Origin of the sequence: Pseudomonas sp. NFPP24, assembly GCF_900112095.1 — a bacterium.
Classification (GTDB): Bacteria; Pseudomonadota; Gammaproteobacteria; order Pseudomonadales; family Pseudomonadaceae; genus Aquipseudomonas; species Aquipseudomonas extremorientalis.
In genome coordinates this window covers 99,305-119,843 of the sequence record NZ_FOKD01000009.1, presented here as the reverse complement: position 1 = coordinate 119,843, position 20,539 = coordinate 99,305, and the positions used below count along the sequence as shown (strand labels likewise).

Annotated in this window: 13 protein-coding genes; 12 read left to right on the top strand and 1 reads right to left on the bottom strand. The window is 62.0% G+C overall.

Going from position 1 to position 20,539, the window contains the following annotated elements:
- Positions 1 to 16: 16 nt before the first annotated feature.
- From acs to BM026_RS20100, 7 genes are all read left to right on the top strand, one after another.
- Positions 17 to 1,972 carry an acetate--CoA ligase gene (gene acs, locus BM026_RS20130; RefSeq protein ID WP_071490555.1) on the top strand — a complete coding sequence of 652 codons (1,956 nt, stop codon included), beginning with the start codon at positions 17 to 19 and terminating at the stop codon, positions 1,970 to 1,972.
- Between the two features lie 590 nt (positions 1,973 to 2,562).
- On the top strand, positions 2,563 to 3,348 hold the full coding sequence (locus tag BM026_RS20125; protein WP_092242426.1) for an ABC transporter substrate-binding protein: 786 nt from the start codon (positions 2,563 to 2,565) through the stop codon (positions 3,346 to 3,348).
- A gap of 91 nt (positions 3,349 to 3,439) precedes the next feature.
- A complete protein-coding gene (locus BM026_RS20120) occupies positions 3,440 to 4,129 on the top strand; it encodes an ABC transporter permease (RefSeq protein WP_010208305.1) in 690 nt (229 codons plus the stop codon).
- Positions 4,126 to 4,824 (top strand): ABC transporter permease, encoded by a 699-nt coding sequence (locus tag BM026_RS20115; RefSeq protein ID WP_092242429.1) that lies wholly within the window; start codon positions 4,126 to 4,128, stop codon positions 4,822 to 4,824. Before BM026_RS20120 ends, BM026_RS20115 begins: the two co-directional genes overlap by 4 nt.
- 1 nt (position 4,825) lies before the next feature.
- Positions 4,826 to 5,938: a succinylglutamate desuccinylase/aspartoacylase family protein gene (locus BM026_RS20110; protein ID WP_093529832.1), complete on the top strand. Its 1,113-nt coding sequence runs from the start codon at positions 4,826 to 4,828 to the stop codon at positions 5,936 to 5,938.
- Positions 5,939 to 5,965: 27 nt separating this feature from the next.
- Positions 5,966 to 6,730 carry an ABC transporter ATP-binding protein gene (locus tag BM026_RS20105; protein WP_003214336.1) on the top strand — a complete coding sequence of 255 codons (765 nt, stop codon included), beginning with the start codon at positions 5,966 to 5,968 and terminating at the stop codon, positions 6,728 to 6,730.
- 206 nt (positions 6,731 to 6,936) lie between these two features.
- Positions 6,937 to 7,917, top strand: coding sequence for a GlxA family transcriptional regulator (locus tag BM026_RS20100; RefSeq protein WP_092242435.1), 981 nt, complete (start codon positions 6,937 to 6,939; stop codon positions 7,915 to 7,917).
- Positions 7,918 to 7,926: 9 nt separating this feature from the next.
- On the opposite strand, the gene BM026_RS20095 is transcribed toward BM026_RS20100, so the two are convergent.
- Entirely contained in the window at positions 7,927 to 13,824 is a 5,898-nt protein-coding gene (locus tag BM026_RS20095) for a leucine-rich repeat domain-containing protein (protein WP_093529830.1), read from the bottom strand.
- Positions 13,825 to 14,110: 286 nt separating this feature from the next.
- Here BM026_RS20095 and BM026_RS20090 point away from each other — a divergent pair, with 286 nt between their 5' ends.
- From BM026_RS20090 to astB, 5 genes are all read left to right on the top strand, one after another.
- Positions 14,111 to 15,331 (top strand): aspartate aminotransferase family protein, encoded by a 1,221-nt coding sequence (locus tag BM026_RS20090; RefSeq protein WP_093529828.1) that lies wholly within the window; start codon positions 14,111 to 14,113, stop codon positions 15,329 to 15,331.
- A 188-nt stretch (positions 15,332 to 15,519) separates the two neighbouring features.
- On the top strand, positions 15,520 to 16,539 hold the full coding sequence (gene aruF / locus BM026_RS20085; RefSeq protein WP_027607766.1) for an arginine/ornithine succinyltransferase subunit alpha: 1,020 nt from the start codon (positions 15,520 to 15,522) through the stop codon (positions 16,537 to 16,539).
- 51 nt (positions 16,540 to 16,590) lie between these two features.
- Positions 16,591 to 17,616, top strand: a complete 1,026-nt coding sequence (astA, locus tag BM026_RS20080) for an arginine N-succinyltransferase (RefSeq protein WP_092242443.1) — start codon at positions 16,591 to 16,593, stop codon at positions 17,614 to 17,616.
- Complete coding sequence (astD, locus tag BM026_RS20075; RefSeq protein WP_175507959.1) at positions 17,613 to 19,082, top strand: succinylglutamate-semialdehyde dehydrogenase; 1,470 nt, start codon at positions 17,613 to 17,615, stop codon at positions 19,080 to 19,082. Before astA ends, astD begins: the two co-directional genes overlap by 4 nt.
- Positions 19,083 to 19,169: 87 nt before the next feature.
- Positions 19,170 to 20,516 carry an N-succinylarginine dihydrolase gene (astB, locus tag BM026_RS20070; RefSeq protein WP_092242452.1) on the top strand — a complete coding sequence of 449 codons (1,347 nt, stop codon included), beginning with the start codon at positions 19,170 to 19,172 and terminating at the stop codon, positions 20,514 to 20,516.
- The last annotated feature ends 23 nt before the right edge of the window (positions 20,517 to 20,539 follow it).

Sequence of the window (20,539 nt, the reverse complement as noted above, 5' to 3'; positions counted from 1 at the left end):
CACCGAGGTAAGAAAGATGAGTGCGGCTTCCCTGTACCCCGTTCGCCCCGAAGTAGCAGCCAACACGCTGACCGACGAGGCGACCTACAAGGCCATGTACCAGCAGTCGGTGGTCAACCCCGATGGCTTCTGGCGCGAGCAAGCCAAGCGTCTTGACTGGATCAAGCCTTTCACCACGGTGAAGCAGACCTCTTTCGACGATCACCACGTCGACATCAAGTGGTTCGCCGATGGCACCCTGAACGTTTCCTACAACTGCCTGGACCGTCACCTCGCCGAGCGTGGCGACCAGATCGCGATCATCTGGGAGGGCGACGACCCTGCCGAGAGCCGCAACATCACTTACCGCGAGCTGCACGAAGAAGTCTGCAAGTTCGCCAACGCCCTGCGTGGCCAGGATGTGCACCGTGGCGACGTGGTGACTATCTATATGCCGATGATCCCCGAAGCCGTGGTGGCCATGCTGGCCTGTACCCGCATCGGTGCGATTCACTCCGTGGTGTTTGGCGGTTTCTCGCCGGAGGCCCTGGCCGGTCGCATCATCGACTGTAAGTCGAAGGTGGTGATCACTGCTGACGAGGGCATCCGTGCCGGTAAGAAGATTCCGCTGAAGGCCAACGTCGACGACGCCCTGACCAACCCGGAAACCAGCAGCATCCAGAAGGTCATCGTGTGCAAGCGCACCAACGGCCAGATTAAGTGGAACCAGCATCGCGATATCTGGTACGAAGACCTGATGAAAGTGGCGGGCACCGTGTGTGCGCCCAAAGAGATGGGCGCCGAAGAAGCGCTGTTCATCCTCTACACCTCCGGTTCCACCGGCAAGCCCAAGGGCGTGCAGCACACCACCGGCGGCTACCTGTTGTACGCCGGCCTGACCCACGAGCGCGTGTTCGACTACCGCCCGGGCGAAATCTACTGGTGCACCGCCGACGTCGGCTGGGTCACCGGCCACACTTATATTGTCTACGGCCCGCTGTCCAACGGCGCGACCACCGTGCTGTTCGAGGGCGTGCCGAACTACCCGGACATCACCCGGGTGGCGAAGATCGTCGACAAGCACAAGGTCAACATCCTCTACACCGCCCCAACCGCGATCCGCGCCATGATGGCCTCCGGCACCGCTGCCGTGGAAGGCGCCGATGGCAGCAGCCTGCGCCTGCTCGGTTCGGTGGGCGAGCCGATCAACCCGGAAGCCTGGGACTGGTACTACAAGAATGTCGGCCAATCGCGTTGCCCGATTGTTGATACCTGGTGGCAGACCGAAACCGGCGGCAACATGATGAGCCCGCTGCCGGGGGCCCATGCGCTCAAGCCGGGTTCGGCGGCACGGCCGTTCTTCGGCGTGGTGCCGGCATTGGTGGACAACCTCGGCAACCTGATCGAAGGCGCGGCCGAAGGCAACCTGGTGATCCTCGATTCGTGGCCAGGCCAGGCGCGTACCCTGTACGGCGACCATGACCGCTTTGTCGACACCTATTTCAAGACCTTCCGTGGCATGTACTTCACCGGTGACGGTGCGCGCCGTGACGAGGACGGTTACTACTGGATTACCGGCCGTGTGGACGACGTGTTGAACGTGTCCGGCCACCGCATGGGCACTGCCGAGATCGAAAGTGCCATGGTTGCTCACCCCAAAGTCGCCGAAGCGGCGGTGGTGGGTGTGCCGCACGACATCAAGGGGCAGGGCATCTATGTGTATGTCACCCTCAAAAATGGTGAAGAACCGAACGAAGCGCTGCGCCTGGAGCTGAAAAACTGGGTGCGCAAGGAAATCGGGCCGATTGCTTCGCCGGACGTGATCCAGTGGGCGCCGGGCTTGCCGAAGACCCGTTCGGGGAAAATCATGCGGCGCATCCTGCGCAAGATTGCCACGGCTGAGTACGACGGGTTGGGGGATATCTCCACGCTGGCGGACCCGGGTGTGGTGGCGCATTTGATCGAAACGCACAAGACCATGAACGTCGCGTAAGGCGGGATAGTCGGATAAAGCCCCACCCGGTGTAAGCCGGGTGGGGTTTTTTTGTGGGATCTTGAAACCAATGGAGCTCAAATGTGGGAGGGGGCAAGCCCCCTCCCACATGGGATCTGCGGCAGATCAATAAATATCGGTTTTTCGTGTAGGGCGTTTCTGAATGTTACCGCGAGCCCTGAATGTGTAACCTCGCGCCCAAACCTGAGGCAATGCGCTACGCCTCTGCCCCGAAAAACCCCATTCCAGACACCCCTGGAAATAAGATTAAACGCCAGACTTGCCGTGCCAGAAGGGTTTGCGAATAATAGGCCCGCAATTTGCAGCGTCTACAGGTTTAATGTCTTTTGTCTCTGCATAAAATCCAGAGGCTGTCAATGAGCTGGAACCGCTTTCTCGGTGCTTCTGTAAATTGTTGTCGCATTGAGGAAATATCGGCTTCCAGCCTGTCGTTAGAATGCCGATCACTCGCTCGTCGTCTCCGGTGTTGAATCGGTGTAAGACGCAGCACCGCTATTCGGTTTCCCTTACGCCGCATCGTGGGCCATGGCTCATACTGCTGTTTTGCCCTATACCGATGGAGTCCCAAGATGAAGAAACTCGTGCTGTTGGGCGCCCTGGCGCTGTCCGTGCTGTCCATGCAGGCTTTCGCTGATGAAAAGCCCCTGAAGATTGGTATCGAAGCGGCTTACCCTCCGTTTGCCTCGAAGGCGCCGGATGGCAGCATCGTCGGTTTTGACTACGACATCGGCAACGCCCTGTGCGCAGAGATGAAGGTCAAGTGCACCTGGGTCGAGCAGGAGTTCGACGGCCTGATCCCGGCGCTGAAAGTGCGCAAGATCGACGCGATCCTGTCGTCCATGTCCATCACTGAGGACCGCAAGAAGTCCGTGGACTTCACCACCCGCTACTACCTGACCCCGGCGCGCCTGGTGTTGAAGGAAGGCACTACCGTCAGCGACAGCCTGGATGAATTGAAGGGCAAGAAAATCGGTGTGCAGCGCGGTTCGATCCACGATCGTTTCGCCAAGGAAGTCCTGGCTCCGAAAGGCGCCACCGTGGTGCCTTACAGCTCGCAGAACGAAATCTACCTGGACGTGGAAGCCGGTCGCCTCGATGGCACCGTGGCTGACGCTACCCTGCTGCAGGACGGTTTCCTGAAAACCCCTGCTGGCAAAGGCTACGCGTTCGTGGGCCCGGCGTTCACCGACGTCAAGTACTTCGGCGACGGCGTCGGTATCGCGGTACGCAAGGGCGACAAGGAAAACCTGGACCGCATCAACGCAGCTATTGCCGCGATCCGTGCCAACGGTGAGTACAAGAAAATCCAGGACAAGTACTTCGACTTCGATATCTACGGCGCTGACGCCAAGTAACTCGTCGCAGCGGTCTGTCCCAAATGGCGCAAGCAACAGAATTCCTGCGGTTTGCGCCATTTTTTCATCCCCCTTTTCGAGGACCTGAATCATGTTGAAAGGCTACGGGGCCGTCATCCTCGATGGCGCATGGTTGACGCTTCAGCTCGCCTTGTCGTCCATGGCCCTGGCCATTGTTCTGGGTCTGATCGGGGTCGCGTTACGCCTGTCGCCGGTGCGCTGGTTGGCTTGGCTGGGTGACTTGTACTCCACGGTGATCCGCGGGATCCCCGACCTGGTGCTGATCCTGCTGATTTTCTACGGCGGTCAGGACCTGCTCAACCGCGTCGCGCCGATGCTGGGCTACGACGACTATATCGACTTGAACCCCTTGGCCGCCGGTATCGGCACCCTGGGTTTCATCTTTGGCGCCTACCTGTCGGAAACCTTCCGTGGCGCCTTCATGGCCATTCCCAAGGGCCAGGCCGAGGCCGGCCTGGCGTATGGCATGAGTAGCTTCCAGGTGTTCTTCCGGGTGATGGTGCCGCAGATGATCCGGCTGGCAATCCCCGGGTTTACCAACAACTGGCTGGTTCTCACCAAGGCCACTGCGCTGATTTCGGTGGTGGGCCTGCAAGACATGATGTTCAAGGCCAAGCAGGCGGCAGACGCCACCCGCGAGCCTTTTACCTTCTTCCTCGCGGTGGCGGCGATGTACCTGGTGATCACCAGCGTGTCGTTGCTGGCCCTGCGTCATCTTGAGAAGCGCTACTCGGTAGGCGTAAGGGCGGCTGATCTATGATCTTCGACTACAACGTCATCTGGGAGGCCATGCCGCTGTACCTCGGCGGCCTGGTGACCACCCTCAAACTGCTCGCCATCTCGCTGTTCTTCGGCCTGCTCGCCGCCGTGCCCCTGGGCCTGATGCGCGTGTCCAAGCAGCCGATCGTCAACGGCGCGGCGTGGCTCTATACCTATGTGATCCGCGGCACGCCGATGCTGGTGCAGCTGTTCTTGATCTACTACGGCCTGGCCCAGTTTGACGCCGTGCGCGAAAGCTTCCTGTGGCCGCTGCTGTCCAGCGCCACCTTCTGCGCGTGCCTGGCCTTCGCCATCAACACCAGCGCCTACACCGCCGAGATCATTGCCGGCAGCCTCAAGGCCACGCCCAATGGCGAAATCGAAGCGGCCAAGGCCATGGGCATGTCGCGCTACAAGCTGTACCGCCGCATCCTGCTGCCGTCGGCCCTGCGCCGTGCGCTGCCGCAGTACAGCAATGAAGTGATCATGATGCTGCAGACCACCAGCCTGGCCTCCATCGTCACCCTGATCGACATCACCGGCGCAGCGCGCACGGTGAACGCGCAGTTCTACTTGCCGTTCGAGGCCTATATCACCGCAGGCGTGTTCTACCTGTGCCTGACCTTCATCCTGGTGCGCCTGTTCAAGTTGGCCGAGCGCCGCTGGCTGAGCTACCTGGCGCCACGGAAGCACTGATATGCAACGTATCGATCACCGGTTGCCCTGGGGTCACCTGGGCTGCGAGCGCCAACTGAGCGTGTTCCGTTTCGGCAAGGGCGAGCGCAAGGCCTATATCCAGGCCAGCCTGCACGCCGACGAATTGCCCGGCATGCGCGCCGCGTGGGAGCTGAAAAAGCGCCTCGTCGAACTGGAACAGCAAGGTGCGCTCAATGGCGTGATCGAGCTGGTGCCAGTCGCCAACCCGATGGGCCTGGGCCAACTGCTGCAAGGCAGCCACCAGGGGCGTTTCGAGGTGGGCAGTGGCAAGAACTTCAACCGTGATTTTGTCGAGTTGAGCGAGCCGGTTGCCGCGTTGCTCGAAGGCAAGCTGGGTGATGACCCCCACGCCAATGTACGTTTGATCCGTCAAGCGATGAGCGATGTACTCCGCGCGTTGCCCGAGCCAAGCAGCCAGTTGCAAGGCATGCAGCGCATCTTGCTGAGCCACGCCTGCACCGCTGATGTGGTGCTGGATCTGCATTGCGATGCCGAAGCCGCACTGCACATGTATGCACTGCCGCAGCACTGGCCGCAGTGGCGTTCGCTGTCGGCGCATTTGAATGTGAAGGTCGGCCTGCTGGCGGAAGACTCCGGCGGCAGTTCGTTCGATGAGGCCTGTTCGCTGCCGTGGTTGCGTTTGTCTCAGGCGTTTCCTGAGTCGCAAATCCCGTTGGCCTGCCTGGCGACTACGCTGGAGCTGGGCGGTCAGGCTGATACCGGGCGTGACGAGGCGATCTTTCACGCCGAAGGTATTCTCGCGTTCCTCGCTGAGCAGGGCTTGATCAAGGGGGAGTGGCCCGCGCCACAGTTCGAGCCCTGTGAAGGCCTGCCGTTTGAAGGCACCGAATTGTTGTTCGCGCCCCATGCCGGGGTGATCAGTTACCTGCGTAAAGCCGGTGATGTGGTCGAAAAAGGCGAGCCGATTTTTGAAGTGATTGACCCCCTGGAAGACCGCGTCAGCACGATCTGCGCGGGCACCTCGGGGGTGCTGTTTGCCGTTGAACGGCTACGTTATGCCCAAGCGGGTTTCTGGCTGGCCAAGGTGGCGGGGCGCGAAGCGCTGCGTCACGGGCGCTTGCTCAACGACTGACCACCTGTTTTTGTGAGAACCGACCGCATGTACAAACTTGAAGTCCAAGACCTGCATAAACGCTATGGCAGTCATGAAGTGCTCAAAGGAGTGTCCCTGGCCGCTGCGGCCGGTGATGTGATCAGCATCATCGGTTCCAGTGGTTCGGGCAAAAGTACTTTTTTGCGCTGCATCAACCTGCTGGAGCAACCCCACGCCGGCAAGATCCTGCTCAACAACGAAGAGTTGAAGCTGGTGGCCAACAAGGACGGCGCCATGAAGGCTGCCGATCCTAAACAGTTGCAGCGCATGCGTTCGCGCCTGTCCATGGTGTTCCAGCATTTCAACCTGTGGTCGCACATGACCGCGCTTGAAAACGTGATGGAAGCGCCGGTGCACGTGCTGGGCATGTCGAAGAAAGACGCCCGTGAAAAAGCCGAACACTACCTGGCCAAGGTCGGCGTGGGCCATCGCAAGGATGCGTTCCCCGGCCACATGTCCGGCGGCGAGCAGCAACGCGTGGCCATCGCCCGCGCCCTGGCGATGGAGCCGGAGGTGATGCTGTTCGACGAACCCACCTCGGCGCTGGACCCGGAACTGGTCGGTGAAGTGCTCAAGGTGATGCAGGACCTGGCCCAGGAAGGCCGCACCATGGTGGTGGTGACCCACGAAATGGGCTTTGCCCGTGAGGTGTCGAACCAGTTGGTGTTCTTGCACAAAGGCATCGTCGAAGAGCGTGGCAACCCGCGGGAAGTGCTGGTGAACCCGCAGTCCGAGCGCCTTCAACAGTTCCTGTCCGGCAGCCTGAAATAATGACCTCCTGTGAATAGGTAACCCCTGTGGGAGGGGGCTTGCCCCCGATAGCGGTATATCAGTTAGACGTGTTTATCTGACACACCGCCATCGGGGGCAAGCCCCCTCTCACATTGGATATGCATCGTTTTTGAGATTTGTACTCGATTACGGGCTAGCATTGGCCCTTGTCTTCATTACTGTTACTGGCTTCGGATAGCACTCCCATGACCGCCCACAAAATTGGTTTCCTGATTTGGCCCAGCACAAAAGCCCTGACGCTTGCGCTGGCTGAGGAGGCCTTGCGCGTTGCCCAGCGGGTGCATCCGGAGGTGGTCTACGAGCTGTCGTTCCTGCAGGCCGAACCTCCCACTGGCAATGCCTGGCAACTGCCGGGCGAGCCGTGGGCTGGCAAGCTCGAAGGTTTCCAGAAGCTGTTCCTGCTGGCGGATGAACCACCCACCGTCATTGCCTCGCAACTGAGCACGGCGCTCAAGCAGTTGGTGCGGGCCGGGTGTGTGATCGGTGGTCTGTCGGCCGGTGTCTATCCGCTTGCCCAGCTCGGCCTGCTCGACGGCTACCGCGCCGCCGTGCACTGGCGTTGGCAGGATGATTTTGCCGAGCGTTTCCCCAAGGTCATCGCCACCAGCCATCTGTTCGACTGGGACCGCGACCGTCTCACCGCCTGCGGGGGCATGTCGGTGCTCGACCTGCTGCTGGCGGTGCTGGCCCGTGACCACGGCGCCGAACTGGCCGGCGCGGTCTCCGAAGAACTGGTGGTGGAGCGCATCCGCGAAGGCGGCGAGCGCCAGCGCATCCCGCTGCAGAACCGCCTGGGCTCCAGCCATCCGAAGCTGACCCAGGCGGTGTTGCTGATGGAAGCCAACATCGAGGAACCGCTGACCACCGACGAAATTGCCCAGCACGTGTGCGTGTCGCGACGACAACTCGAGCGCATCTTCAAGCAATACCTCAACCGCGTCCCCAGCCAGTACTACCTGGAACTGCGCCTGAACAAGGCCCGCCAGATGCTCATGCAAACCAGCAAGTCGATCATCCAGATCGGCCTGTCGTGCGGCTTCTCCTCGGGGCCGCATTTCTCCAGCGCCTACCGCAACTTCTTCGGCGCCACCCCCCGTGAAGACCGCAACCAGCGGCGCAGTAGCAGCCCGTTCGAGCTGTCGTCGGTGCCGTCGGAACGCGGCTGAATACAGGCTTCACTCTTCTTCCCGACCCAAGGGTGGGGTCAGTGGGTTGCCCTCGGCGTCCTGCCTGGCGGCCTCGACATGGAAAGCAAACCCTGTACGCCGGTAGTACTCCCTGAGCAACGCCAGGCTGTGTGGCGACAACGGGTTGCCGCGCAGGTCCGAATCGCTGTCGAGGGAGTATGAAATTTCCAGGAGAGACGCCGGCAACTGTTCGATGTGGTTGTTGCTCAGGTCCAGGGTGCGCAACACCGACGACTCCTGGAACACACCTTCGGGGACGTGATGCAGTTGAGCATTGCGCAGGTGCAGTGAGCTCAATTGACGAAGCTGGCTCACATCCGGTGCGTGGCCGAGGGGGTTGTTGCTCAGGTCGATGAACTCAATATCTTTCAAGTCCCCGAGTGCGCGGGCACTTTGCGGTGAAAGCGCAATGTTGCATTCGGACAGGTCCAGAGAGGACAGCTTGGGCATGTTGAATATCGAGGTGGGCAGGGTTTGCAGTGAGCACTTGTTGAGGGCCAGTGTCTCCAGCTGGGGGAAGCTGCCGAGTGTGCCATCGACCTGGGTCGTGATGCCGTCGCCGATCAGTTCGAAAGTGGACACGTGATTAAAGCGCGCACGCAGTTGCGGCAGGGCCCCGAGTATTGGGGTATCGAGTATCAAACTGTGGGTCACCTCTTCGTCCAGGCTCTCTTCGTCTTCGATGCTCTCAAAACGCCAGGCTTGCTCGAGCAGGGTCTTGAAATCCTGCCGGATCAACTGTTGTTCGGCGCGTGCCTGTTCATCCATCAGCGTGCCGAGAATCGGGTGATGGGTCGGGACATCCAACACCCATTCGTTGAGGTCGGTGCCCAATTGCCGGTATTCCTCTTCGAGCAGGCTGATTTGGTTGGTAACGGCGTCCATGTCGCCAGGCAGTTTGAAGATGAACCGATTGATTTCGCTGTCGACGAAGGTGGGGTAAAGCTGTTGGATACGTTCGCGCTCGCCAGGGTTGGCTTCTGCCTTGAAGAACTCGCCGGTGCGTTGGCAATAGGTCTTGACCTGTTCCAGCGTCGGCTTGGACAACGGATTTCCCGACAGATCAATGCCTCGCACCGCAGTGCTGGGCAATGTGAAGGCGGTCGGGGGCAGGTTTTCGATCGCATTGTTGCTCAGGTCCACCGTGACGTGCTGATCGCTGCGCAGCAGACCCGCCGGCACCTCGCGCAGGCCGGTATTGCGCAACAGCACCCGGCGCAGGCTGGGCAATTGGCTGAAGTCGGGTGTGTGCGCCAAGGGGTTATGGTTCAGGTCCAGGAACGTCAGCCCCTTCATGCCTTCCAGGCCTTGCGCGGATGAGGCCGACAACATGATCGAACATCCGGGCAGGCTCAGGAGTTCCAGGTGTTGCAGGCTGAGCAACGAGGCCGGCAGGTCCCCCATCGGTGCGTCCTGTATGGAGAGCGCGTGAACATTGGGAAAGCTGCGCAGGAACTGATCCAGGTGCAGGGGCCGTTGGTTGCCTTGTATGCGAAGCCCGCCGATGTGGTCGAACGTGATGCTCAGTTGCGGCAGTTCGCCTGCCAGGGTGGCGGGAATTTCCAGGGAGCCTATCTGGGTCTGCTGCGGGGTTTCGCGCCGCCAGCTTCGTTCCAGCAGGTCTTTGAGCGCCGCCCTGCGCGCCGTTTCCAGCTCGGGAAGCGCCGGTGCCTGGGCCCAGGCCTGCAACTCGCCCGTGAGCGTCTGGTAGTCGCCTGCCAGCCGTGCCAGCTCCCGTCGTCCCGCTTCGATATCGCCGGGCAGGTTGAAGATGAATCGGTTGATCTGCTCTTCGCTGAATTTCGGAAACAATAGCTTGGCGTCGCGCCGGTCGGCCTGCAAGGCGCTGGCCTCGAAGCGGGTGCCGTGCCGCTGGTGATAGGCCTTGATCCTTTCAAGGGTTTCGCGGTTCAGCGGGTTGCGCGAGAGGTCGAAGCGCAAGCTGGATTCAGGCGCAAGCTGGAAAATGCCATCTGGCAAGTGATTGATCCGGTTGTTGCTCAACAGGGCGACTTGCAGCTCCGGATGGCTGAGCACGCCGGCCGGCAGGCGGTCGATATTGGTGCGCGACAAGTCCAGGGCGACCAGGTCGGGCATTGTTTCGACGCTGGGGACAAGACCCAACGGATTGCCGTGCAGGTCCAGCGAGCGCATCTGGTGCATGGCGGCCAACTGCGCCTGGCTTTGCGGGGTGAGGGCGATCTGGCAGGTGTTCAGTTGCAGGGCGTTCAGGTCCGGCATCGACGTGATCTCCTGAGGCAGGCCCCGTAGAGGCGTGTTGATGACACTGAGTTGGCGCAGTTTGGGAAAGTGGCCCAGGAACGAGGACACCCCGTGCAAGTTGGCTGATCCGTTGAGGGACAGCAGAGAGACATGATCGAAATTGGCTTGCAGTCGTGGCATCTCGCCCAGGATGTTGCCATTGAGCTTGAGCGTGTGGCCGTCCCGCGCCGGGTCTTCGTAGTAGTTGTCGATCACTGTTTCACGCCGCCAGGCCGCTTTGAGCCGATGGGCCATCGCGGTGCGATTCTGTTTTTCCAACTGGCGCTCCCACCGGTACAAGGTTTGTCCCGTCACCGGGTGATGGTGAGGGACATCGGCTTGCCAGGCCTGCAAGTCGCTGTCCAGTCGCGCATATTCCTCGGCCAGTTGCGCGAGCTTGGCTGCCGCTCCGCCGGGGTGTGCCTGCCAGTCTTGGATGAGCGCGTGCAACTGGCTGTCGTCCAGGCTTGGGTACAGGCTGCGTGCGCGCTGATGCAGACTCGCCGGACCACCCTCGATGGCGGGTTGGTGGGCGTAGCCGGCATCGTGACCGAGCAGTTGCAGGGTCTCGGTGGCCGGTTCGGGAGTGTCGCCCCCCAGCAGCACGCGCATTTCGTCGCGCGGCGGCGGGCGTTGGCGCAGGCGCTCGCGCAGTTCGTGGCCTTGATGAATGTCGATGTTCAGCTGCTCACGCTGGGCGTCAGGCAGGGCATGGAGAATGGCCGAGTACAGGTCGGTCTCGCCGCACAGGGGGCCTTTTTCGTCGTAGGCCACGTAGCGACCGCTGTCCAGGCGCACCAGGCTGCGGCGGATCGGTGCGTCGTCAGGGCCGACGCTGTGCCAGGCCTCGCCGTCGATGGACTGGTGCAGGGCTTGCAGGTTGATCTCCGTGGACCAGCCTGGCAGCACCCGCAATGCGCTCAAGGCCAGCAGGTCGGTGTCGAGGTTGACCTGTGAGTCCAGGTGCTGCCCTTCATAGGCGCGGTTCAGGCGGACTTCGGTGAGCGCCGCTTGGGCCAACTGCGCCAGGCGTGGCGGTGTGCGCTCGGCTTGTAGCTCAAGCAGCTCTTCACCGGTGGCCTGGCTCAGCAATCGCTCGGCGACGGTGGCCGGCAAGCCGGGGGCTTCATCGGCCAACTGTCGGGCTTGGGGGTGTTCGGCGTGCTGCAAGGGCCCGTAGCGTGAGTCGAAAAGTGCGACGCGATGCTTGCGGGCGATCCCGGCAAGGGTTTTTCTCAGGTTGCGTGTGCGGGTTTCCAGGCTCAGTTGCGGGTCGCTGGCACGCTCGCCGAATTGTGCACGGATCTCTTCCGGGGTCAGTGTCTGCAACACGGTCTTGAGCAGATCGCCGTTGCTCAGTTGCGCTTCGTGTATTTGTACCAGCGGCTTGGTCTGGTCGCCAAAGGTCCAGACCACGCGGCCCTGATCATCCAGAAAGCGCAAGCCCCGGGTGTGCGGCCAGGCGCCATTGGCGGTGAGCAATTGCAGCAGGTCCTGGGCGGCGATGCGGTTGTAGAGTGCCGGGTCATCGCTGCTCAGGCGTTCGATCAAGGTGTCCAGTTCCCGCTCGATCCTGAGTCGCGCCAGGGCATCATCCAACAGCGGCGGCAGCGGCTCGCTGTTGTGGTGCATCTTGCGCAGGATGGCTTCGTCGGTACCGCTCAGGGTCATGGCCAGTTGCCGGTCGGCGTCACTGAGGCCTTGCGCACGATGGCCGAGACGGCCGAGCAAATCCGGGCCTTGCCACTGCAACGGCTGGTCGAGTTCGGTACGCCAGGTGCCCGCCTGGTTATGGATCAGCAGCGGTTGATAGGCGTCGGCCCGGCTCGGGTGCTTGAGCCGGTACTGTCCGTCTCCAGGAGACTTCTGCACGGCGTACAACGAGCCTTCCAGCGGCAGGATCGATTCCTTGCGCACGGCATGCAGGCCCAGTTCGTCGATGCCCAGGTTCGGCGGCAACTGCAGGTTTTGCGCATAGGGGGCCAGGTCGGGTTTCCAGTAACGGCGGGCACCGCTGGCGAGGGTGACTGGTTTGAAGCGATCGATGAAGGCCAGGGTCTGCGGCGACATCAGCTTGCGCAACTCGGGTACGCCGATCTGCCCGCCCGCCGTGAACAACCCCAGTTGAACCGCACTCTCCAGCAGGTTCATCAGGTGTGCGAAGGCCTCGCGGTCAAGTCCTTCGGCCCAGTCGACAATGCCTTCGAACACGTCGTCGAGCAGTTGATAGGCCATGTACGCGAGCATCAATTCCCCCAGCCCCGGAATAAACGGTGCGACCACCAGCAACGCTGCATTCACGATGGACGAAGCGACGTTGACGAAGCTGTCCCACAAGGCCCATCGCGCATTGCGATCCACGGTCGCGGTGGCGACGGCGAGGGTGCGGGCGTCGTTGAGCAACTGGTTGAGCCTGGACTGGTAGAGGTAGTCCCAGGGGGCGATGAGAATCGGGCTGGCGGTGAACTGCAATGACGGATCGTCGGTGGGGTCGGCGCGCCAGGGCGCCAGGCCGCTGCCGTATTCACTGGGATGCCAGGTGATTTTTTCCAGGCGTTGGCCCAGGTCGGCGAAAAACGCGCCGCGGTGCTCGTGGGCGACGAATCGGCTGAAAAACACCTGGTAATCGGCGGCGCGCAGTTGTCGGGTCAGTTCCTGCTTGAAGGCCAGGGGGGAGGGGTACTCCTTGAGCGGATGTTCCGGGTCGTCCGGCACATAGGCCACCATTCGTTGCACCGTGCGGGTGTTTTCGAGGTCCGGGGCGAAGAGCAGGATGCCGGTGAGCGGGGCCTCCATCATGCTGAAGTCATGTATGTGCACGGCGCTTGAGCCAAGGCGCATGCCGGAAAGCCCGTCGATCAGGCCTTCGATCAACCGTGCATAGTCTTCCTGGATGTCGCCCCGGATTCGCGCCAATTGTACCGCCGCACGTAGAGCGGCTTTTTGGCTGGCGTCGACCTTGGCTTGCAGCACCGCGCCGGCGACCGGGTGGTCGACGCCGAGTTGCTCGCGCAGGTAGCCCATATAGCGCGCGCCTAGGTCGAGGTCGCGACACAGTTGGGCGAACGCCGCGATGGGCAGGCGGAGCTTGATGGCGGGCAATGTGTCGAACTGGCCGTTGGCATCGGGTTGAGTGATGTAGGTGGAGTCCGGCTCATAGGCATCCGCCAGGGTCTCTTTGTGTTCGAAGTTATGCAGCGCGGCGTCCAGCAGGGACACGGTCCAGGCGCGCGCCCCGCCGGAACGTACCGTAAACCAGGGGATGGTCTGGGGGATGTAGAGGCGGATAAACGTGGTTTCCACATCCAGTTCAAGGCCGGATTGACGTTTCAAGGCGTCTTTGAGCAAGGGGATGGAGTAGGTCCTGGCGTCCTGGAGGTCCTTGAGGGCCTGGTCGACGCGGTTCTGGGCGTGCCAGTGGGCGCCATTGAGCTGCTTGAGGGTTGCCTGTTGCGCAGCGTCGGTGGCGGGCAGGGGCAGGGGCGTGGCGTTTTTGAGGGCGGAGCGCTTGCTGGCGGACGCGTTGCCGAGCCAGGCCGGCAGTGCGCGGGTCAAGGGTTCGTAGTGGCGATCGGGATGGCTGCTTTGGGTGATTGCGGGTGCCGGGGGCGTTGGGGTCGTCATGCTCACATCCATGGAGGGCTTGAAAACCACGAGTTAATCAGTCACCTGCGCGCACCGGCCTTTAGATAGTTATGCCGAGCGTGCGCGCAGGTCTCACGTAATTGTGCGACAGCGTTTAAACTGCGCCATTGCGATGCTATTTGTCGCATTGGCGTAAACCCACGTAAAACGCGGGTTGGCGCTATAAGAAGTTGTCGCTTGGCGACAAGGCCCTACTGAAAACTGTCCTTACAATCCCTGCATCGCCCGCCAGTTTCAGGCAGGCGTTCCTCTTCAGGAGACTCCGATGTCCGTTGAGCAAGCCCCGGTGCAACGTGCCGATTTCGACCAGGTCATGGTTCCCAACTACGCACCTGCCGCCTTCATCCCCGTGCGTGGCGCAGGTTCCCGCGTGTGGGACCAGGCCGGTCGTGAGCTGATCGACTTTGCCGGCGGCATCGCGGTCAACGTATTGGGCCATGCCCATCCGGCGCTGGTTGGCGCGCTGACCGAACAGGCCAACAAGCTGTGGCACGTATCCAATGTGTTCACCAATGAGCCGGCGCTGCGCCTGGCGCACAAGCTGATCGACGCCACCTTTGCCGAGCGCGTGTTCTTCTGCAACTCCGGCGCCGAAGCCAACGAGGCCGCGTTCAAGCTGGCCCGTCGCGTCGCGTTCGACCGTTTCGGCACCGAGAAGTACGAGATCATCGCCGCGCTGAACAGCTTCCACGGCCGCACCCTGTTCACCGTCAACGTCGGTGGCCAGTCCAAGTACTCCGATGGCTTCGGGCCTAAAATCAACGGCATCACCCACGTTCCTTATAACGACCTGGCTGCGCTGAAAGCCGCCGTGTCGGACAAGACCTGCGCTGTGGTGCTGGAGCCGATCCAGGGCGAAGGCGGCGTACTGCCGGCCGAACTGGCCTACCTGCAAGGCGCCCGCGAGCTGTGCGACGCGAATAACGCCTTGCTGGTATTTGACGAAGTACAGACCGGCATGGGCCGAAGCGGTCACCTGTTCGCCTACCAGCACTACGGCGTGACGCCGGACATCCTCACCAGCGCCAAGAGCCTGGGCGGCGGTTTCCCGATTGCGGCCATGCTCACCCGTGAAGACCTGGCCAAGCACCTGGTGGTCGGTACCCACGGCACCACCTACGGCGGCAACCCGCTGGCGTGCGCGGTGGCCGAGGCGGTGATCGACGTGATCAACACCCCTGAAGTGCTGGCTGGCGTGAACGCCAAGCACGACCTGTTCAAGGCGCGCCTGGAGCAGATCGGCAAGCAATACGGGATCTTCACCGAAGTGCGCGGCATGGGCCTGTTGCTCGGTTGCGTGTTGAGCGACGAGTTCAAAGGCAAGGCCAAGGACGTGTTCAACGCGGCCGAGAAGGAAAACCTGATGATCCTGCAAGCCGGCCCGGACGTGGTGCGTTTTGCGCCGAGCCTGGTGGTGGAAGACGCGGATATCCAGGAAGGCCTGGACCGTTTTGAACGTGCAGTGAAAACGCTGACTCAAGCCTGATACACACTTATTTGCCGGACCGTGTCATGTGGGAGGGGGCTTGCCCCCGATAGCGATGGGTCAGCCACCTGATTTATCAACTGACAGACTGCTATCGGGGGCAAGCCCCCTCCCACATTTGACCTGCGTTGAATCAGCAACTGTCCGGTATTTTTTCCTATGAGTTTTTCGAGTTAAGGAGTGACACCATGCTGGTGATGCGCCCCGCGCAAATGGCTGATCTGGGCGAGGTACAGCGTCTGGCTGCGGACAGCCCGATTGGTGTCACCTCCTTGCCGGACGATGTGGAACGCCTGAGCGACAAGATCGCCGCGAGCGAAGCGTCCTTCGCCGCCGAGGTGAGCTTCAACGGTGAAGAAAGCTATTTCTTCGTGCTTGAAGACACCGAGACCGGCAAGCTCGCCGGTTGCTCGGCCATTGTCGCGTCGGCCGGTTACTCCGAGCCGTTCTACAGCTTCCGTAACGAGACCTTCGTGCACGCCTCCCGCGAGCTGAAGATCCACAACAAGATCCATGTGCTTTCCCAGTGCCACGACCTCACCGGCAACAGCCTGCTCACCAGTTTCTACGTGGTGCCCGAGCTGGTCGGTTCGCCGTGGTCGGAACTCAATTCCCGTGGCCGCCTGCTGTTCGTCGCCAGCCACCCCGAGCGCTTTGCCGACTCGGTGGTGACCGAGATCGTCGGCTACAGCGACGAGAACGGTGACTCGCCGTTCTGGGACGCCATCGGCCGCAACTTCTTCGACCTCAACTACGCCGCCGCCGAGCGTCTGTGCGGGCTGAAAAGCCGCACCTTCCTCGCCGAGCTGATGCCGCATTACCCGATCTACGTGCCGCTGCTGCCGGACGAAGCCCAGGAAGCCATGGGCCAGGTGCACCCGCGTGCGCAGATCACCTTCGACATCTTGATGCGCGAAGGCTTCGAGACCGACCACTACATCGACATCTTCGACGGTGGCCCGACGCTGCACGCACGGGTCTCGGGCATTCGCTCGATTGCCCAGAGCCGCGTGGTGCCGGTGAAGATCGGCGAGATGGCCAAGGGCGTCGGCCGCCAGTACCTGGTGAGCAACGCGCAATTGCAGGACTACCGTGCGGTGATGCTGGAGCTGGACTATGCGCCGGGTAAACCGGTGACGTTGGACCTGGCAGCGGCCGAAGCCCTGGGTGTTGGCGAAGGCGCGAGCGTGCGCCTGGTTGCGGTTTAAAAAGAGAGTTTCGCGGGTGGCTGACAACAGCGGCCCGTTCGAGGAGATAGCATGATCGTTCGTCCCGTACGCAGCAGCGATTTACCGGCCCTGATTGATCTGGCGCGCAGCACCGGCACCGGCCTCACCACCTTGCCGGCCAACGAAGAGCGCCTGACCCACCGCGTGGGCTGGGCGGAAAAAACCTTTCGCGGCGACGCCGGGCGCGGCGATGCCGACTACCTGTTCGTGCTGGAAAACGACGAAGGCCGTGTGGTGGGCATTTCCGCCATTGCCGGTGCCGTCGGCCTGCGTGAGCCCTGGTACAACTTCCGGGTCGGGCTGACCGTCAGCGCTTCCCAGGAGCTGAACATCTATCGCGAAATTCCGACGCTGTTCCTGGCCAACGACCTCACCGGCAATTCCGAACTGTGCTCGTTGTTCCTGCACGCCGATTACCGCAGCGGCCTCAACGGTCGCATGTTGGCCAAGGCGCGCCTGCTGTTCATCGCGGAATTCCCGCAGCTGTTCGGCAACAAGATCATCGCCGAGATGCGCGGGGTGTCCAACGACGCCGGGCGTTCGCCATTCTGGGAAAGCCTGGGTCGCCACTTCTTCAAGATGGAGTTCAGCCAGGCCGACTACCTGACCGGCGTGGGCAACAAGGCATTCATCGCCGAGCTGATGCCGAAGTTTCCGCTGTACAGCTGCTTCCTCTCCGAAGATGCGCGCAACGTGATAGGCAAGGTCCACCCGGACACCGAACCGGCGCTGAGCATGCTCAAGAGCGAAGGCTTCAGCTACCAGGGCTACGTCGACATCTTTGATGCGGGACCTGCGGTGGAGTGTGAGACCCAGAAGATCCGTGCCGTTCGCGACAGCGAAACACTGGTCTTGGCGATCGGCACCCCAGGTGACGACGCTACGCCGTTCCTGATCCATAACCGCAAACGCGAAGATTGCCGCATCACCGCTGCCCCGGCCCGCCTGGCAGCCGGAACCCTGGTGGTCGACCCACAGACCGCCAAGCGTCTGCGCTTGGTGGTGGGTGATCAAGTGCGTGCCGTACCGTTGTCCGCTGCTCGGGAGTCGAAATAATGAATTCGCTGTATATCGCAGGTAGCTGGCTGGCTGGCCAGGGTGAGCTGTTTGAGTCGCGCAACCCGGTGACCCAGCAGGTGCTGTGGGCCGGCAATGGCGCCACCGCCGAGCAGGTCGAATCCGCCGTGCAGGCCGCGCGCCAGGCATTCCCGGCCTGGGCCAGGCGCCCGCTGGAAGGGCGCATCCACGTGCTGGAAACCTTCGCCGCCACCCTGAAACGCCGCGCCGACGAAATCGCCCGCTGCATCGGCGAGGAAACCGGCAAGCCACTGTGGGAGTCGGCCACCGAAGTCACCAGCATGGCCAACAAGATCGCCATCTCGGTACAAAGCTACCGCGAGCGGACCGGCGAGAAGAGCGGCCCGCTGGGCGATGCCACCGCCGTATTGCGTCACAAACCCCATGGTGTGGTGGCTGTGTTCGGCCCTTACAACTTCCCTGGTCACCTGCCGAACGGGCATATCGTCCCGGCCTTGCTGGCGGGTAACACCGTGCTGTTTAAACCGAGCGAATTGACCCCTAAAGTCGCTGAGCTGACTGTGCAGTGCTGGATTGAAGCCGGCCTGCCGGCGGGCGTGCTGAACCTGCTGCAAGGCGCGCGGGAAACCGGCATCGCCCTGGCGGCCAACCCCGGCATCGACGGGTTGTTCTTCACCGGCTCCAGCCGCACCGGCAATCATCTGCACCAGCAGTTCTCCGGCCGCCCGGACAAGATCCTCGCCTTGGAAATGGGCGGCAATAACCCGTTGGTGGTCGACGAGGTGGCCGACGTGGATGCGGCGGTCTACACCATCATCCAGTCAGCCTTTATCTCGGCTGGCCAGCGTTGCACCTGTGCCCGTCGCCTGTTGGTGCCGGAAGGCGCCTGGGGCGATGCGTTGCTGGCGCGTCTGGTGGCGGTCAGCGCGACGATCGAAGTCGGTGCGTTCGACCAGCAACCGGCGCCGTTCATGGGCTCGGTGATTTCCCTTGGTGCCGCCAAAGCCTTGATGGACGCCCAGGAATTGATGTTGGCCAATGGCGCCGTAGCGCTGCTGGAGATGACCCAGCCACAGGACCAGGCCGCGTTGCTCACGCCGGGCATCATCGACGTGACCGGTGTGACCGAGCGCGAAGACGAGGAGCTGTTCGGCCCCTTGTTGCAGGTGATCCGCTACGCTGACTTCGAAGCGGCGATTGCCGAGGCCAACAACACCCAGTACGGCCTGGCCGCGGGCTTGTTGTCGGATTCCGAAGCGCGTTACCAGCAGTTCTGGCTGGAAAGCCGCGCCGGTATCGTCAATTGGAACAAACAGCTGACCGGCGCCGCCAGTACGGCACCGTTTGGTGGGGTAGGGGCGTCGGGTAACCACCGTGCCAGTGCCTACTACGCTGCGGATTATTGTGCGTACCCGGTGGCCTCGCTTGAGACCCCGAGCCTGGTGGTGCCTGCCACGCTGACCCCCGGCATCACACTGAACTGAATGTGGGAGGGGCTTGCCCCCTCCCACATTGGATTTCTGTAGTACTGAAGATTGCTTATAAAAACAGATGTTCGTGGAGCCTCGCCGATGAAATCCTATGAAGTCAATTTTGACGGTCTAGTGGGGCCGACCCATAACTACGGCGGTTTGTCCTTCGGCAACGTCGCGTCCCAGAGCAACAGCCAGCAGCATTCCAACCCGAAGGAAGCTGCGTTGCAGGGCCTGCAGAAAATGAAAGCCCTGATGGACATGGGCTTTGTACAAGGTGTGTTGGCGCCCCAGGAACGTCCTGACGTGGCCGCCTTGCGCAACCTGGGTTTCAGCGGCACCGACGCGCAAGTGATCCAACAGGCGGCCAAAGACGCGATGCCGTTGCTGGTCGCGAGTTGCTCCGCGTCGAGCATGTGGGTGGCCAACGCCGCCACCGTCAGCCCGAGTGCCGATACGGCGGATGGTCGTGTGCATTTCACTGCCGCCAACCTCAATTGCAAGTACCACCGCAGCATCGAACACCCGACCACCAGTCGTGTGCTGGGGGCGATGTTTGCCGATCAGAAGCACTTCGCCCACCACGCCGCGTTGCCCGCCGTGGCGCAGTTTGGCGATGAAGGTGCGGCTAACCACACGCGTTTCTGCCGTGAGTACGCAGAGGCGGGCGTCGAGTTTTTCGTGTTTGGTCGCAGCGCGTTCGACCCCCGCTACCCGGCGCCGCAGAAGTACCCGGCGCGCCAGACCCTCGAAGCCTCCCAGGCCGTCGCGCGCTTGCACGGTTTGAAGGATGACGGCGTGGTCTACGCCCAGCAGAACCCGGCGGTGATCGATGCCGGCGTGTTCCACAACGACGTGATCGCGGTGGGTAACGGCGAAGTGCTGTTCTATCACGAGGACGCGTTCCTCCATACCGAACAGATGCTCGGCGAGCTGCAAGGCAAACTGGCCAGGCTGGGCGGCAACTTCCAGTCGGTGTGCGTGCCCCGCGCCCAGGTCAGTGTCGAGGACGCGGTGCGTTCCTACCTGTTCAACAGCCAGCTGCTGAGCCGCGCCGATGGTTCGATGCTGCTGATCGTGCCGGAAGAATGCCGCGCCAACGAACGCGTCTGGCAGTACCTGCAAAACCTGACCGCTGCCGGCGGCCTGATCCGCGAAGTGAAGGTGTTCGACCTCAAGCAAAGCATGCAGAACGGCGGTGGCCCGGCGTGCCTGCGGTTGCGCGTGGCCTTGAACGAAACGGAGCTGGCGGCGGTGAATCCAGGCGTTATCATGACCGCGCCGTTGTACGACACCCTGACCCAGTGGGTCGGCAAGCACTACCGTGACAGCCTGCGCGAAAGCGACCTGGCTGATCCACAATTGCTGCTTGAGTGCCGGACGGCACTGGATGAACTGACGCAAATCCTTAAACTGGGCGCGGTTTATCCTTTCCAGATCAATTAACGCCGTACGGCTGAGAACTATCT

Coding starts and splice junctions, on each gene's coding strand:
- BM026_RS20100 (WP_092242435.1), top strand. CDS start 6,937: ATGACCGCCCACAAAATTGGTTTCCTGATTTGGCCCAGCACAAAAGCC.
- BM026_RS20115 (WP_092242429.1), top strand. CDS start 4,126: ATGATCTTCGACTACAACGTCATCTGGGAGGCCATGCCGCTGTACCTC.
- aruF (WP_027607766.1), top strand. CDS start 15,520: ATGCTGGTGATGCGCCCCGCGCAAATGGCTGATCTGGGCGAGGTACAG.
- BM026_RS20090 (WP_093529828.1), top strand. CDS start 14,111: ATGTCCGTTGAGCAAGCCCCGGTGCAACGTGCCGATTTCGACCAGGTC.
- BM026_RS20110 (WP_093529832.1), top strand. CDS start 4,826: ATGCAACGTATCGATCACCGGTTGCCCTGGGGTCACCTGGGCTGCGAG.
- acs (WP_071490555.1), top strand. CDS start 17: ATGAGTGCGGCTTCCCTGTACCCCGTTCGCCCCGAAGTAGCAGCCAAC.
- BM026_RS20120 (WP_010208305.1), top strand. CDS start 3,440: ATGTTGAAAGGCTACGGGGCCGTCATCCTCGATGGCGCATGGTTGACG.
- BM026_RS20125 (WP_092242426.1), top strand. CDS start 2,563: ATGAAGAAACTCGTGCTGTTGGGCGCCCTGGCGCTGTCCGTGCTGTCC.
- BM026_RS20105 (WP_003214336.1), top strand. CDS start 5,966: ATGTACAAACTTGAAGTCCAAGACCTGCATAAACGCTATGGCAGTCAT.
- astB (WP_092242452.1), top strand. CDS start 19,170: ATGAAATCCTATGAAGTCAATTTTGACGGTCTAGTGGGGCCGACCCAT.
- astA (WP_092242443.1), top strand. CDS start 16,591: ATGATCGTTCGTCCCGTACGCAGCAGCGATTTACCGGCCCTGATTGAT.
- BM026_RS20095 (WP_093529830.1), bottom strand. CDS start 13,824: ATGACGACCCCAACGCCCCCGGCACCCGCAATCACCCAAAGCAGCCAT.